A 14,703-nucleotide genomic window follows, 5' to 3' on the forward strand; every position below is an offset into this window, starting at 1 on the left:
CCAGTGGTGGATCCCCCTCAAACCAACTCAGCGTTTCGAAGCGCTCAGCCGGATCAGATAATGACTATACGTGCCCCGGGCAAATGCATCAAATCGGCCCGGGACCCACGCGCGTCGGCCCGGCTGGCGTATAGCCTTGCAGCATGAGTCCCGCGAACCCGGCAAACTGGCCCGTACTCACCTCGCAGGGGGCTGTCGATGAACAGCTGCTGCGGGACGTCACCACCCTGGTGGCGGCCGCCGAGGAGTCCGACGGCAACCCGCCGCTCTCCGAACAGACCCTCGTCACGCTCCGCGCCCCGCAGGCGGGCCCGCACACTGTCTTGGCGCTCGCCCTCTATTCCCCCGACTACTCCCGCGAGGACGCAGGGGCGTCCGCGGGGGGATCCGCGCCGCGGGGCAACGACCTGGCCGGGGTCGCCGTCGTGGTTGGGGAAGCGGACGGGACCGGGGTCCTGGAAGTTGCGGTGCACCCCAATTACCGCAACCAGGGCGTCGCGGACCGGCTGGTGGGGGAACTGCAGGAGGTGCGCGGCTTCGCGGGCCTGAAGGCCTGGTCGCACGGCAACCACGAGGCCGCCGCGGACCTGGCCGCCCGCTACGGCTACGGCGCCGTCCGCGAACTGTGGAAGATGCGGCTCGCCACGGCGGCCTCGGAACTTCCCGACGCGGCGCTGCCCGACGGCGTCGCCCTGCGCAGCTTTGTGCCCGGCCGCGATGAGGAGGCGTGGCTCGCGGTCAACCGGGCGGCTTTCGCCCACCACCCCGAGCAGGGGAACATGAGCCGCGCCGACCTCGACGCGCGCATGGCCGAGCCGTGGTTCGACCCGGCCGGGTTCCTGCTCGCGGTCGACGCCGGGGACAGGATCCTGGGCTTCCACTGGACCAAGGTGCACCCGCGGCACGGCGAGCACCCGGCGATCGGCGAGGTGTACGTCGTCGGCGTCGCCCCCGAGGCGCAAGGCACCGGACTCGGCAAGGCCCTGACCGTCGCCGGCATCAAACACCTGCAGCACCAGGGCCTGCACGCCGTCATGCTGTACGTCGACGCGGACAACATCCCCGCCGTCGCACTGTACCGGCGGCTGGGCTTCTCGCGCTGGGACGTCGACGTTATGTACGCCCCGCTCGAGGGCCGGTAGCCGCACCGGCGGCCGGCTCCCCGGCACGGCCGAAACCTGGGCTCGCCCGGGAGCCGATTCCTTGTAAGGTTGAAGCTAAATCGCGCCAGCATTAGGAGAGACCATGCAACGGGAATCTGCCCGGACAGCCACGTCTGAAGCCGCTACGCGGGACAAAGCTGCGCGTCCTGTGCGTGCGCGGTTCGGTTCCTCCGAAGTGCCCGCCTCACGCGCCACCCAGGACCGGATCGACATCCCGGAGTTCGCCCCGAACCTGGAACCGGAAGGTGACATCAGCCCGGACCGATTCCTGGACCGGGAGCTGAGCTGGCTCGCGTTTAACTCGCGTGTGCTGGAACTCGCCGAGGACCCCAACCTGCACCTGCTCGAACGCGTCGGCTTCCTGTCCATTTTCGCGTCCAACCTCGATGAGTTCTTTATGGTCCGCGTGGCCGGCCTGAAGCGCCGCATCGCCACTGGCCTCGCCGTGCCCTCCCCCGCCGGCCAGAGCCCGATGCAGGTCCTCGAGCAGATCGGCGAGGCCGCACACCGGCTCGCGCAGCGGCACGCCCGCGTCTACGCCGAACAGATCCGCCCGGCGCTGGCCTACGAACACATCCACCTGATGCACTGGGAAGAACTCGACGACCAGGCCAAGGACCAGCTCAGCGCCATGTTCGCGGAGAAGGTCTTCCCAATCCTGACCCCGCTGGCCGTGGATCCGGCCCACCCGTTCCCGTACATTTCCGGGCTCTCGCTGAACCTCGCCGTGGTGGTCCGCAACCCGGTCAGCGACAAAGAGCTCTTCGCCCGCGTCAAGGTCCCGGACCAGCTTCCCCGGCTGATCTCCATCGACGGCCCGCGCGCCGGCTCCGTCCCCGGCCGGGTGGCACGCTTCATCGCCCTCGAGGAAGTCATCGCGGTCCACCTGGACCAGCTTTTCGCCGGTATGGAGGTCCTGGAGCACCACACGTTCCGAGTGACCCGCAACGAGGACGTCGAGGTTGAAGAGGACGACGCCGAGAACCTGCTGCAGGCGCTGGAAAAGGAACTGCTGCGGCGCCGTTTCGGGCCGCCGGTGCGCCTTGAGGTCACCAACGACATCAACCCCAACATCCGGGCGCTGCTGATCCGGGAGCTCGGCGTCGAGGAATCCGAGGTCTATTCCGTGCCGGCCCCGCTGGACCTGCGCGGCCTCTCCGTCATCGCCGGGATCGACCGCGCGGACCTGCACTACCCCAAGCACGTGCCGCACACCTCCCGGTACCTCAACGAGTCGGAGACCTCGAAGGCCGCCAACGTCTTCGCGGCCATGCGGCGGCGGGACATCCTGCTGCACCACCCCTACGATTCCTTCTCCACCTCGGTGCAGGCCTTCCTTGAACAGGCCGCCGCGGACCCGAAAGTGCAGGCCATCAAGCAGACCCTGTACCGCACCTCCGGCGACTCGCCGATCGTGGACGCCCTGATCGACGCCGCCGAGGCCGGCAAGCAGGTACTGGCCCTCGTGGAGATCAAGGCCCGCTTCGACGAGCAGGCCAACATCTCCTGGGCCCGGAAACTGGAGCAGGCCGGCGTGCACGTGGTGTACGGCATCGTGGGCCTCAAGACCCACTGCAAGCTCTCCCTCGTGGTGCGCCAGGAAGTGGACGGGCTCCGCCGCTACTGCCACATCGGCACGGGCAACTACCACCCGCGGACGGCCCGCTACTACGAGGACCTCGGCCTGCTGACCGCCAACGAGCAGGTGGGCGAGGACCTGTCCAGGCTCTTCAACCAGCTCTCGGGCTACGCGCCCAAGTCCACGTTCAAGCGCCTGCTGGTGGCGCCACGGTCCGTGCGTTCGGGCCTGATCGACCGGATTGAAACGGAAATCAGGAACGCCCGCGCCGGCATCGCCGCCCGCGTCCAGATCAAGGTGAACTCGATGGTGGACGAAGCCATCATCGATTCGCTGTACCGCGCCTCGCAGGCCGGGGTGCAGGTGGACGTTATTGTCCGCGGCATCTGCTCGCTGCGCCCCGGCGTGCCCGGACTGAGCGAGAACATCACCGTCCGGTCGATCCTGGGCCGGTTCCTGGAGCACTCCCGCGTCTTCGCGTTCGCCAACGCCGGCGATCCCGTGGTCTATATCGGCTCGGCCGACATGATGCACCGCAACCTCGACCGGCGGGTCGAGGCACTGGTGCAGCTGAGCAGCGGCGATGACACCACCTACGTGCTCGACATGCTGCGCCGCTACATGGACCCGGGCACCGCCAGCTGGCACCTGGACCGCAGCGGCGAGTGGATCCGGCACCACCTCGCCGAAGACGGGACCGCCCTGCAGGACGTCCAGTCGTGGCTGCTCGCATCGCGTTCGCGGCAGCGCCCGGCGAGCCTGCGCTGAGGCCGCCGGTTGTGAGCAGCGATTCCCTGGTCGCGGACCAGACCGACCATCCGGGTGAGCCGATCGCCGTCGTCGCGGCCGGTGCCCTGCCGTGGCGGGTCAACAAGGACAAGCTTGAGGTCCTGCTGATCCACCGTCCCCGTTACGACGACTGGTCGTGGCCCAAAGGCAAAATCGACCCCGGAGAGACCATTCCGGAATGCGCGGCCCGCGAGGTCGAGGAGGAAATCGGCCTCAAGGCGCCCCTCGGCATCCCGCTGCCGCCTATCCACTACCACGTGGCGGCCGGCCTGAAGGTGGTGCACTACTGGGCTGTCGACGTCGACGGCGCCGCGCTCCGGCCGGACGGCAAGGAGGTGGACAGCGTGATGTGGTGCGCCCCGGAAAAGGCTGCCGCCCTGCTGAGCAACCCCGGCGACCGTGCCCCGCTGGAGCACCTTGAGGCCGCCCATGCCCGCGGCGAACTGGATACCTGGCCGCTGCTGGTGGTGCGCCACGCCAAAGCCAAGCCCCGTTCCTCGTGGTCCAAGGCCGAGGGCGACCGTCCGCTGGCCGCCACCGGCGCCCGCCAGGCCCAGGCGGTGGGGCGGCTGCTGCAGGCGTGGAGCCCGTCGCGGGTGGTGACTAGCCCGTGGCTGCGCTGCGTGGCCACGGTGGCGCCGTACGCCAAGGCCGTCGACGCCAAGGTCAAACTGCACGAGTCGCTGACGGAGCACCTGCACGGGCGGAGCCCGCATAAAACCGCCAACGTCGTCGAGTCGCTCTTCGACAAGGGCCGCGCGGTAGCTTTGTGCACCCACCGGCCGGCTCTGCCGACGGTGTTCGCACAACTGGGCAAGCACATGAACTCCCGGCTGCGGGCGGCATTGCCGGCCAACGACCCTTACCTCTCCCCGGGGGAAATCATCGTCTGCCACGTCACGCATTCCAAGGGCAAGGTGGTGGCGGTCGAGCAATTCCGGCCGTTCGACGACTAGGTCCTTGACCCCGGGCAGCGCCAGGCCTAGTTTGTATCAAGTACTTGGTACATAACTAAGAATCTTGGGGGATTCATGCCGGGCGAGTTCTATTTTCCGTCGGCGCTGCTGGTCGGCCCGATCATCGGCGCGGTGGTGGTCTACCTCCTGCTCCGCTGGGTGGTCTGGGCGCCGGACACCGGGACGTCGCCGACGTCGGTCTCGCAGCATGCCCTCTGGGTGGGCGTCATCGGCTGGATGGCGAGCTCGCTGCAGGGGTCGATGAATCTCGGCATCATCCCCGCCAACCCCTCCGCCGGCAGCGTCCTGACAACCACTTGGGCGATCCTCCCCGCTCTGGCCTGGCCAGTGCTGGGATGCCTGGGGGTGCACGCGATTGGCCAGTTCAGCTATCCAGGGCCGCGGCGGTCGCGGCGGCAGACCGTGTTGTCGGTCCGGCGGATCCGGGACTTCCTGCCGCGCCGGCTCGCGGTGGCCACCGCCGTCATCTTTGCCGCCGCAGGGGCCCTGATCGCGACGGCAGCCACGCTCCCCGGCTTCGCCCCGGTGCCGGCCACGATGGTGGTCGACGGGCCATACACCCGCCAGACGGGCGGGGCAGACGGCCGGATCCCTGGGGTGGAACTGGCCGCCTGGCTGGGCGGATCCTTGGCCGTCCTCACCGGGGGGACGCTGCTGGTGTTGTGGCTTATCGCCAGCCGCCGCCAACTCGAGGCCCTCGACGCCGCTGACAACGCCACGCTGCGCACCATCGCCATGAACCGTCTCCTCCGGACCGTCGCCACCATCGCCGCGGGCCTGGGCATCATCGCGGGGAACTTTGCGGCGCATCCGGACCCGGCGGCCGGTGTGATGTCCTGGGTCAACCCGGCAGGCCTCGGCGGCATCGCGGTGCTGCTGGTCATGTGGGGCTGGCGGCCGCCGGTGCTGGCTGCCGCCGGGCTGGGGCCACGAAACCGGCCGGTCGAAGGCCTCCAGACCGGTGGCCGGCACCCGGCGGCCCGGCTGGTCGCGTCGCTGGGCCCCCTACTGGGCCTCGCGGCCGCCGTGCCGCTTCTGGCGGGCGTGTTCATCGTTCCCGGGGTGACGGCCGCCGCGGCCGGTTTCGGGATGGCCGGCTTCGCTACCGTGATGGCGGCCACCGTCCTGGTGGTGGTTGCCGCCGGGGAACTGCTCCTCCAGCACAACTATGGCGACCCCCGGGCGCCGCGCGACTGGCCACGGCAGCCGGTCAGCCCCGCAATGCTGACCACCGGCGTCGTGGCCGTGCTGGTGCTGGCGGTGGCGCTGGGCGTTACCGCGGCGGGCCAGGCACGCCTGTACGGGAATGCGGACTGGGGCCCGCCGGCCCTGCTGGTTGCGGCCGGCGTCGTGGCTTCGGTGCCCGCTCTCCTGGCCGCACGATACCGCCGCGGAGTGCCGGACCTGGCCGTTGGCATGGACGCCGCGCTGCGAGCCGTCACCGTCCACCGGATCGTGCGGACGGTGGCGGCCCTGTTCCTCGCCCATGCCGCCGTGCTCCTGCTGAGCCAGGGCCCGGCCTGGGCTGCAGTTTTCGCGGCCGAATCCTTTGGCGAACCGCTTAACCCCGACGCCGGGTCGTGGTGGCCGGCCACCCTCGCCGGTGCGGTCCTCGGAACCGCGGCCACCGTCGTCGCCCTCATCCCCGTCACCGGCCCGGACCGCCTGCCGGCCAGGCCTGTGGCGCGGCGGGACAAAGAACCCGCGGCATGAGCGCTGGGATCACCGTCAACCTGCGATCCGCCACCCCGCCCTACGAGCAGATCCGGGGCCAGATCGCCGCCCTGGTTGCCGCCGGGGCGTTGCCGCCGGGAACCCGGCTGCCCGCGGTGCGGCGGCTCGCCGCGGACCTCGGTATCGCGGCCGGGACGGTGGCCCGCGCCTACAAGGAGCTGGAGCAGTCCGGGCTCCTGGAAACCGGCCGGCGCAACGGGACCAGGGTTGCCGCCGCGGCGGCTCTCCCCGCTCCGGCCGGCGGCCCGGCGTCGTCGGCCACCACGGAGGTCAGCGAGGCCGTCGACCGCCTGGTCGCGGCCGGCCGCCGCGCGGGGATGAACGACGGCGCCCTGCTGGCAGCAGTGCAGGCCAGGCTCGCCCTGCGAGACGGATACGGCCCCGGCGCGAGGACTCAGTAGACTGGAACGGTGAGCATCCCAACGCCCTACGAAGACCTCCTGCGCGATGTCCTGGAGCACGGCACGTACAAATCCGACCGCACCGGAACGGGCACACGCAGTGTGTTCGGCCGGCAGATGCGGTTCGACCTGGGCAGCAGTTTCCCGCTCATCACCACCAAGCGCGTCCACTTCAAATCCGTGGCTGTTGAGTTGCTGTGGTTCCTCCGCGGTGACAGCAACGTGAAGTGGATGCAGGACCAGGGCGTCACCATCTGGAATGAATGGGCAGGCGCCGACGGCGAACTCGGCCCGGTCTACGGTGTGCAGTGGCGCTCCTGGCCCACGCCTGACGGCGGCCACATCGACCAAATCGCGGAACTGGTGGAGAACCTCCAGGCCAACCCGGACTCGCGCCGCCACATTGTCTCCGCGTGGAACGTCGCCGAGCTGAAGAACATGGCCCTGCCGCCGTGCCACGCGTTCTTCCAGTTCTACGTCGCCGACGGCAAACTCTCCTGCCAGCTGTACCAGCGCTCCGCCGACACGTTCCTCGGCGTCCCCTTCAACATCGCCTCCTACGCCCTGCTGACCTGCATGCTGGCCCAGCAGACCGGGCTGGAACCGGGCGAGTTCGTCTGGACCGGCGGCGACGTCCACATCTACGAGAACCACCTCGACCAGGTCCTCACCCAGCTGCGCCGTGAGCCCTACGAGTACCCGCAGCTGAAGATCACCCGCAAGCCGGACTCCATCTTCGACTACACCCTCGAGGACTTCGAGGTGGTCGGCTACCAGCACCATCCCACGATTAAGGCCCCGATAGCAGTATGAGCAACGCAACCAGCGAACCCACCCAGTTCACCGAACAACTGCGCGGCTCCGTGACCGGGCTTGGCCTGGTGTGGGCACAGAGCAGCACCGGCGTCATCGGCCAGGCCGGGGCCATGCCGTGGCACCTGCCCGAGGACATGGCGCACTTCAGCCGGCTCACCACGGGGCACCCCGTCATCATGGGCCGTAAGACCTGGGAATCCTTCCCCGACAAGTACCGGCCGCTGCCGGGCCGGACAAACATCGTCATCACAAGGACGGAAAACTGGGGAACGACCCCGGATGCCGCGGGGGCCCAGACGGTCAAATCCCTCGACGATGCGCTGCTGGAATCCCAGTTCGCGCCGGGCCAGGAGATGGTCTGGATCATCGGCGGCGGCGAGATCTTCAACCAGTCGGTTGACCTTGCCGACCTCGCCGTCGTCACCACGATCGACACCGCCGCCGAGGGTGATACCTTCGCGCCGGAACTCGGCTACGAATGGACCGCATCCGCCAGCCTCCCGCCGGACGGGTGGCTGACCGCTGCGAACGGCACGCGCTACCGCATCACCCTCTGGCGCCGGACGGAGTCCAACTGATGTTGCGCAAGCCCGAAACCCTCTTCGTCCTGGGCTACATGCTGCTGCCGTTGTTGGCGCTGCTGTCCGCGATCGTGGGGCTGACCATGATCCTCGGCGGCAACAAGATCGCCGGCGCCATTGTGCTGGTCATCGTCACCCAGATCTTCGCCTTCGGCGCCGTGTACGCCCTGCGGCGGCGCAAGAGCGCACTGCTGGCAGAGTCCGACGGCGAGTAGCGGCGACGGCGGCCGGTCCAGGGCCGCGGCCTCAGCGACCGTATGGGGAGATCACCCCATCGCGCCATCACGGCGGCCGGGTTAGATTGGGGCCGGTCAGAATAATGGCCCGAGTGCGTTTGCTCAGAATGCACGAGGTCTTGGCGGCGGCCCGTTAGGCTGTTGCCCGTGAAGGGGGATGCCACCATGGCAGGAAACTTGTGGGGCGCTGACGTCGCGCAGTTGCGGATGCTGGCGCAAAATTTCGGCCAGACGTCGGAGACATTGCTGCAGCAGTCGACCGCCCTGACGTCGGCCATCAACAACAACACGTCGTGGAAGGGCGCCGACAGTGCCCGGTTCACCTCGGACTGGAACGGCAGCCACCGCGCCATCATCCAGCAGACCGCCCGGGCCCTCAAACAGGAATCCCGGCGGCTCATGACCCAGGCCGACGAGCAGGAGAAGGCCAGCAACGCCGCTCCGGGCTCCGGCGGCGGTCCGCTGGGGCCTCTGGGCCACGGGGCCGGGGCGTGGGCGGCGGCCGGCGGCATACTGGCCGGCGGCGTCGCGGGCATCAAGGGGTTTATGGGGGTCCAGAAGAACATCAAAGCCCCCCTCACCCTGGCCAAGACGGTGGGCCAGTACGGCTGGGTGCTGAAGAACCAGCGTGAGGACCTGGTCAAGGCGCTCTTCACCAAGGGCCGGCACAGGCTAGGCGGCCCGGGCTTCGAGATGCGCAACCTCTGGCAGACCACCGCGGGGAATAAGACCCTCGAGGGGCTGCTCAAAGATTCGTCCAAGGCGAGCCGCACCCTGAACGCCATCGACAAGGCTTCGGATGCCGCGTCGTTGAAAAACCTTAACAGCTTCATCAAGCCGCTGGACAAGCTCGGCGGCCTGGTCGCCGAGAAACCCTGGCTTGGCGCCGGGAAGAGCTGGGAGTGGCTGGGCAAATCCGGCATCGCGCGCGGACTCGGCTGGGCCGGAGTCGGTTTCAACACTTTTGACTCCGTCTCCAAGTTCGCCGACGGCGACATCAAGGGCGGCGCGTTCAGCGCCGGCAAAGCCGCACTCGGTGTGGGCTGCTTCCTACCGCCTCCCGTCGGGACCGTCTGCCAGGTCGCCAGCGTGGGAATCGCTGTCTACGAAAACTGGGGCACCATCACCAGCGTGGGCAAGGACATCGGCGAGGGTGTGGTCAACGCCGTGAAGGATCCCGGCAAGTTCGTCAGCGACACCGCCAACAACGTCAAGGATGCAGGAAAGTCCGTGGCCAAGTTCTTCGGCTTTTGAGATTAGGAGACCCAGATGACCGTCCAGCACGAAATGACCCAGGAACCACGCCTCGGCGTCGATGTCATTGGCTTTGGCGTGGGCGAACTCGCCTACCTGCTCAACGTCTTTGAGGGCCCGGCCCGTGACCGCTCCGTCAGTGTTTTCCGGGCTGAGGAGCTCGTCGAGGACTCCACCCTGAACACCGCCGGCGCGTCATCCCTTCTGGCCCGGGATCTCGCCCTCGTCTCCGACGACGACGAGCTCGGGGTCAAGGGGGTGGCCGCCGCCGTCGCGACCGCCTTGGGCCAAGCGACGCGCTGGACCGAAATATCGCTGCTGACCGAGGACAGCATGGATAACGTGGTGCTGCTCGAGGCCCCGGACGTGTCCCTGATGCTTCAGCCCCGCGCCCTGGGCACCTGGTTCGCCTTCGCCCAGGACCCCACCATCAGCTCCGCGGAGGCCAGCCTCCGAGTGCTCCGGCAGCACATCGACGAACACCCGGGCGGCACGGCGTATCTGGTGTTCAAGACGCTCCAGGACGAGAAGCACCTGCTGATCCGCCGCGACGGTGACAGCTGGGCAACCGGGGTGCCCGACTTCGCCACCGACGAGGTCGCCGAGAGTGCTCCGCTGGACGACGCAGGCGTGCTTGCTGCCATCAAGGAGTCCCGTGGGGAGGCGTGACCGGGACGTCCCCCAGGAGCCTGGTTACACGGCGCCGCCGCCTCCGGAGACGCCCATGAAGCACCGCCTGGCCGAGAACGGCGAGATCGTCAGCTATACCGACGAGGAATACGGGGTCCGCAAGGACGACGGTCTCGGCGTGATCAAGCCGGTGAACTCCTCCGGCGGACTGCTTTTCCTGTCCACACTGATCACGGCCCTGTTCGGGCTGATGCTCTACGGCGTGGTCCAGATGGCCCTCACCGACCAGTGGCACATCATGGGCGAGATTTGGTGGATGTACGTGCTGGTCCTCATTCCGCTGTTCGCCGGCTGGGCCGGGTATTTCAAGGAACGCCGGGCCGAGAAGCTGCGGGCTGCCCGGAATCTTCCCCGGCCGGCCGAGTAACCACCTGGCGGTCCGCGCCGTGGCGTGACGTAACCGACTGCGGCCGGGCCGCCGCGAAGTCTAAACTGGCCCAATGACTACAGCAGCTACCCCGTCCGTCGGACTGGTCGGTTGGCGTGGCATGGTCGGCTCCGTCCTGATGCAGCGCATGCAGGACGAGGGCGACTTCGCCAACATCAACCCGGTCTTCTTCTCCACCTCGAACGCCGGAGGCGCCGCCCCGGACATCGCCGGCGCTGCTGCCGGTGCGGCCGGCAAGCTCGAGGACGCGTTCGACGTCGAAACGCTGGCGAAGCTGCCGATCATCGTGACTGCCCAGGGCGGGGATTACACCAAGCAGGTGCACACCCAGCTGCGGGACCGGGGCTGGGACGGCCTGTGGATCGACGCGGCGTCCACGCTGCGCATGAACGACGACTCGATCATCGTGCTGGATCCGATCAACCGCGACGCCATCGACGCCGGCCTCTCCGGCGGGGTGAAGGACTACATCGGCGGCAACTGCACTGTCTCCTGCATGCTGATGGGCCTCGGCGGCCTGTTCAAGAACGGCCTGGTGGAGTGGGGCACGTCCATGACCTACCAGGCAGCCTCCGGCGGCGGCGCCCGGCACATGCGCGAACTGCTGAGCCAGTTCGGCACGCTCAACGCCGAGGTCAGCAGTGAATTGGACGACCCGGCGTCGGCCATCCTGGAAATCGACCGGAAGGTCCTGGCGCACCAGCGCACCGCGATCGACGCGACCCAGTTCGGTGTTCCCCTGGCGGGCTCGCTGATCCCGTGGATCGATGCGGACCTCGGCAACGGCCAGTCCAAGGAAGAGTGGAAGGCCGGGGTGGAGACCAACAAGATCCTGGGCACCACCGGGGCTGACCGCGTCATCATGGACGGCCTGTGTGTCCGGATCGGCGCCATGCGGTCCCACTCGCAGGCGCTCACCCTCAAGCTCCGTGAAGACCTCTCCGTCGCCGAGATCGAGAAAATTGTGGATGCGGACAACGAGTGGGCTTCCGTGGTGCCCAACACCAAGGAAGCCTCCATGGCGGATCTCACCCCGGTGGCAGCCTCCGGCACCCTGGACATCCCGGTGGGCCGGATCCGCAAGCTCGAAATGGGCCCGGAGTACATCAGCGCCTTCACGGTCGGCGACCAGCTCCTGTGGGGCGCGGCCGAACCCCTGCGGCGCATGCTCAAGATCGCTACCGGCAACCTCTAGGGCGCCCCCTCCCCCAGGAACCGCCGGTACTTCGCGGCCTGCAGCTCAAAGGATCGACGGGCCGCAGGCCGCAGGCCGTTAACGGCGTCGAACGGTTCCGGCACCACCGTCCGGCCGCGGGCATTTCCGGGCGCCGACCAGGTGCCGACGACGGCGCCGCCGGCCACGATAGTCTTCTTGAAAACACCGTTGCCGCCGGGGACAATCCTGTCCGCGTGTTCCGCGGCCAGCGCCACGGACCGGTCCATGTATCCCAGGAGGAACTCATCGAACCCCGGCAGCGCCAGTACGGAGCGCTGGCCGGGGACGGCGGCGTCGTCGAGCAGTGCTGCCGTCTCCGGCGAGAGCCAGTACTGTGTCCCGTCGAACTCCAGGCAGACCAGCTGGTCGCGGACGGCGGCCAGCGCCGCGCGGGTTTCGGTCAGGGGTATGCCGGACCACCAGGCGAAATCCCGTTCCGTGGCAGGGCCGTGGCTCCTGAAGTAGCGCAGCAGCCACTCGGCGACGCCTTCCGCGCGCTCCAGCTGGCGGGACTCCTTGACCCAGTCATCAAAGGCCACCACCAGCTGCTGGTTGCCTGCCAGGGGGCCCTGCACCAGCCACCCCTGCTGGCAGAGCATGGCCAGCAGGTGGATGCCGCGCTGGCCCGCCGTGGACTGCCCCGCCCGCTCGAAGACCTCGAAGAGCCCGGCCCGGCTGACCGCGGCCCCGCCGGTGACCCGGTCCAGCGCTGCTGCCGCTGCGGCGTCCACATCAGCGGCGGTGATTTCCAGCTCTCGGTGCCGCCCGGCCAGGCTTTTGATCAGGCGGCCCGAGGTTATCTCGAGGATCCATTTCAGATCCTCCGGTGCCAGCAGGTGGAGGGTGCCGCGCATCGGCCACGACCGGACTATCGTGCCGCCGTCCAGCGCCGCGCGGACATCGGCGATGCGCGAGCCCGGCGCACGCTGCCCCACCGCCCACAGCGCGGCCTGCAGGTCCTGCGCCTGCATGGCGGTCATGGCCCGGACCGCGGCCTCGACGGACCCGAAGCCGGGGCCGGACAATCCCTGCGAGACCAGCCGGAGCCGGCCCATAACACCCCGGCTCAAACGTGTGCGCACCACTGCTGCCATGCCATCATCCTAGGGCCGGGGTCCGACACTGCGGACGGATGGCGGCCGCAACCGGCCCGGCAGCTAGGCCTGCGTCCCGGTTTCCGCCGCAAGTTCCAGTGCCCAGTGCCCTCCCAGCCTGCGCCCAGCCGCGTTGATTAAAGTGGATGCATGACTTTGGGAGATGTGTGGCCGCTGCTGCGGCCCGTGTGCAGGAGGCTCGCCCTGCTGGGCTGGGCCTCCAGCGCCGCGGGCATGGCGGCCGGACTGGCCGTCGCGATCGCCAGCGGCACCCGCCTCTCCCCCATGATGACCACCTTCCAGCTGGTATCCACCGTGTGCATGGTGGTGGCAGTTGCCAGCTTTGTCACCGCAGCCATGATGCAGCGGCGGCCGGCGTCGCGGGACTCTGCGTTTCGGAATGGAGGGCGGCGGGACATCCCGCGGCGGGACACTGACGTGGACCCCGGCGCCGAGTTCCCGGCCACAGTGCACAGCTTCCTGCTCGGGTCCTTGGCCCTGCTGGCCGGTGCCGTGGCGTTCGCCTGCGCCGGCCTCATGCTGCGAAGCGGCCCCAGCGCACAGTCGGTGGCGTTCTGCCAGGTATTCCTGTTGGGCGCCGCGGCGTCCGGATTCACCTTTATGCTCTTCAGCAAGGTAGCCCCGCGCCGCGGCAGGCACTGAACCCGGCGGCGGCCGGCGTCGGCGTCGGTGGCGACGACGGTGGCATGTCCTAGAGTCCTACCCCGATCAGCAGCGGCTCCGGGTGCAGTTCGATGCCAAACCGGTCCATGACGCCGCGGCGCACCTCGCGGGCGACCGCCAGCAGGTCAGCCGTGCTGGCGCCGCCGCGGTTGGTAATGGCGAGCGTGTGCTTGGTGGACAGTGAGGCTCGGCCGCCGGAGACGCTGTCGGGCTCAAGTCCGAATCCCTTGCCGAAGCCGGCCTTGTCGATCAGCCAGGCCGCGGAGAGCTTCGTCAGCCCGTCGCTGCCGCCCGGGTAGCGCGGGGCGTCGTCGGGCAGCGCAGCCGCCACCTCGGCCGGGACGATCGGGTTCGTGAAGAAGGACCCCGTGGAGTAGGTGTCGCGGTCTGCGGGATCCAGGACCATTCCCTTGGCGGCCCGGAGCCTGAGCACCTCGCGCCGGACATCGTTTGAGTAGGCGCGCTGGCCGGGTTCAACGCCGAGGGCACGGGCCAGCTCGGCGTAGCGGACCGGTGCACTCATCCGGCCCAGCGGGAGCTGGAATTCCACGGTGAGCACCACGTAGCGCGGGGACCCCTCCGTGGTGGCCTGCTTGAGGATGGAGTCGCGGTAACCGAACTTCAGCTCGGAGTTGGTGAAGGTCTGCACGGCGTTACGCTGCCGGTCCCAGGTCCGGACGGCGGCAATGGTCTGGGAGACGTCGGCACCGTAAGCACCGACGTTCTGCACCGGGGTGGCACCGGTGGCGCCGGGGATCCCGGACAGCGCCTCGACGCCGGACCAGGCGTGCTTCACGGCGTGCTCCACAAGGGCGTCCCAGTTATGGCCGGCCTGGACCACCACGGCGACGCCGCCGCAGGAGTCCTCCGCGTTGACGGTGAAACCCTCTGACGCGATCTTCAGGACCGTGCCGGGGAACCCGTCGTCGCCGACCAGCAGGTTGGAGCCGCCGCCGATGATCAGCAGCGGCTCGTCGGCGTCGTCGGCTGCCCGGACAGCGTCGATGATCTCCGGCTCGGTCCGGGCTTCGACGTAGTTCGCGGCCGGGCCGCCGACGCCGGCCGTGGTCAGGGCGGAAAGCAGAGTTTGGGTCACCCCTC

At 68.9% G+C, this 14,703-nt stretch carries 15 protein-coding genes; 13 read left to right on the top strand and 2 right to left on the bottom strand.

Annotated elements, in window-relative coordinates:
• The first annotated feature begins 143 nt into the window (after positions 1-143).
• From mshD to asd, 12 genes are all read left to right on the top strand, one after another.
• Complete coding sequence (mshD, locus tag AC1DHY_RS02715) at positions 144-1,142, top strand: mycothiol synthase (protein WP_476877817.1); 999 nt, start codon at positions 144-146, stop codon at positions 1,140-1,142.
• A gap of 103 nt (positions 1,143-1,245) precedes the next feature.
• Positions 1,246-3,510, top strand: coding sequence for an RNA degradosome polyphosphate kinase (locus tag AC1DHY_RS02720; protein ID WP_476877818.1), 2,265 nt, complete (start codon positions 1,246-1,248; stop codon positions 3,508-3,510).
• Between the two features lie 11 nt (positions 3,511-3,521).
• On the top strand, positions 3,522-4,487 hold the full coding sequence (locus AC1DHY_RS02725; RefSeq protein ID WP_476877819.1) for an NUDIX hydrolase: 966 nt from the start codon (positions 3,522-3,524) through the stop codon (positions 4,485-4,487).
• A 75-nt stretch (positions 4,488-4,562) separates the two neighbouring features.
• On the top strand, positions 4,563-6,221 hold the full coding sequence (locus AC1DHY_RS02730; protein ID WP_476877820.1) for a hypothetical protein: 1,659 nt from the start codon (positions 4,563-4,565) through the stop codon (positions 6,219-6,221).
• Positions 6,218-6,643 (top strand): GntR family transcriptional regulator, encoded by a 426-nt coding sequence (locus tag AC1DHY_RS02735; protein ID WP_476877821.1) that lies wholly within the window; start codon positions 6,218-6,220, stop codon positions 6,641-6,643. The genes AC1DHY_RS02730 and AC1DHY_RS02735 overlap by 4 nt, the downstream gene beginning before the upstream one ends.
• A 9-nt stretch (positions 6,644-6,652) precedes the next feature.
• A complete protein-coding gene (locus AC1DHY_RS02740) occupies positions 6,653-7,456 on the top strand; it encodes a thymidylate synthase (RefSeq protein WP_476877822.1) in 804 nt (267 codons plus the stop codon).
• Complete coding sequence (locus AC1DHY_RS02745) at positions 7,453-8,037, top strand: dihydrofolate reductase (RefSeq protein ID WP_476877823.1); 585 nt, start codon at positions 7,453-7,455, stop codon at positions 8,035-8,037. The genes AC1DHY_RS02740 and AC1DHY_RS02745 overlap by 4 nt, the downstream gene beginning before the upstream one ends.
• Positions 8,037-8,255: an NF038396 family protein gene (locus AC1DHY_RS02750; RefSeq protein WP_476877824.1), complete on the top strand. Its 219-nt coding sequence runs from the start codon at positions 8,037-8,039 to the stop codon at positions 8,253-8,255. The genes AC1DHY_RS02745 and AC1DHY_RS02750 overlap by 1 nt, the downstream gene beginning before the upstream one ends.
• 186 nt (positions 8,256-8,441) lie before the next feature.
• Entirely contained in the window at positions 8,442-9,530 is a 1,089-nt protein-coding gene (locus tag AC1DHY_RS02755) for a WXG100 family type VII secretion target (protein WP_476877825.1), read from the top strand.
• A 15-nt stretch (positions 9,531-9,545) separates the two neighbouring features.
• Positions 9,546-10,199, top strand: coding sequence for a hypothetical protein (locus AC1DHY_RS02760; RefSeq protein ID WP_476877826.1), 654 nt, complete (start codon positions 9,546-9,548; stop codon positions 10,197-10,199).
• A gap of 55 nt (positions 10,200-10,254) precedes the next feature.
• Complete coding sequence (locus tag AC1DHY_RS02765) at positions 10,255-10,587, top strand: hypothetical protein (RefSeq protein WP_476877827.1); 333 nt, start codon at positions 10,255-10,257, stop codon at positions 10,585-10,587.
• 73 nt (positions 10,588-10,660) lie between these two features.
• Positions 10,661-11,803 carry an aspartate-semialdehyde dehydrogenase gene (gene asd, locus AC1DHY_RS02770; protein WP_476877828.1) on the top strand — a complete coding sequence of 381 codons (1,143 nt, stop codon included), beginning with the start codon at positions 10,661-10,663 and terminating at the stop codon, positions 11,801-11,803.
• Here asd and AC1DHY_RS02775 read toward each other — a convergent pair.
• Complete coding sequence (locus AC1DHY_RS02775) at positions 11,800-12,918, bottom strand: winged helix DNA-binding domain-containing protein (protein ID WP_476903116.1); 1,119 nt, start codon at positions 12,916-12,918, stop codon at positions 11,800-11,802. The two genes, asd and AC1DHY_RS02775, sit on opposite strands and share 4 nt — an antisense overlap.
• A 150-nt stretch (positions 12,919-13,068) precedes the next feature.
• Between AC1DHY_RS02775 and AC1DHY_RS02780 the strand changes: the two genes are divergently transcribed.
• The gene (locus AC1DHY_RS02780; RefSeq protein ID WP_476877830.1) at positions 13,069-13,581 is read left to right on the top strand and encodes a hypothetical protein; all 513 of its coding nucleotides are present in this window, start codon (positions 13,069-13,071) and stop codon (positions 13,579-13,581) included.
• A 49-nt stretch (positions 13,582-13,630) separates the two neighbouring features.
• Here the strand turns inward: AC1DHY_RS02780 and AC1DHY_RS02785 are convergent, their stop codons facing one another.
• A complete protein-coding gene (locus tag AC1DHY_RS02785; protein ID WP_476877831.1) occupies positions 13,631-14,698 on the bottom strand; it encodes a UDP-N-acetylmuramate dehydrogenase in 1,068 nt (355 codons plus the stop codon).
• Between the last annotated feature and the right edge of the window lie 5 nt (positions 14,699-14,703).

It is taken from the genome of Arthrobacter sp. 05L44, assembly GCF_056397605.1.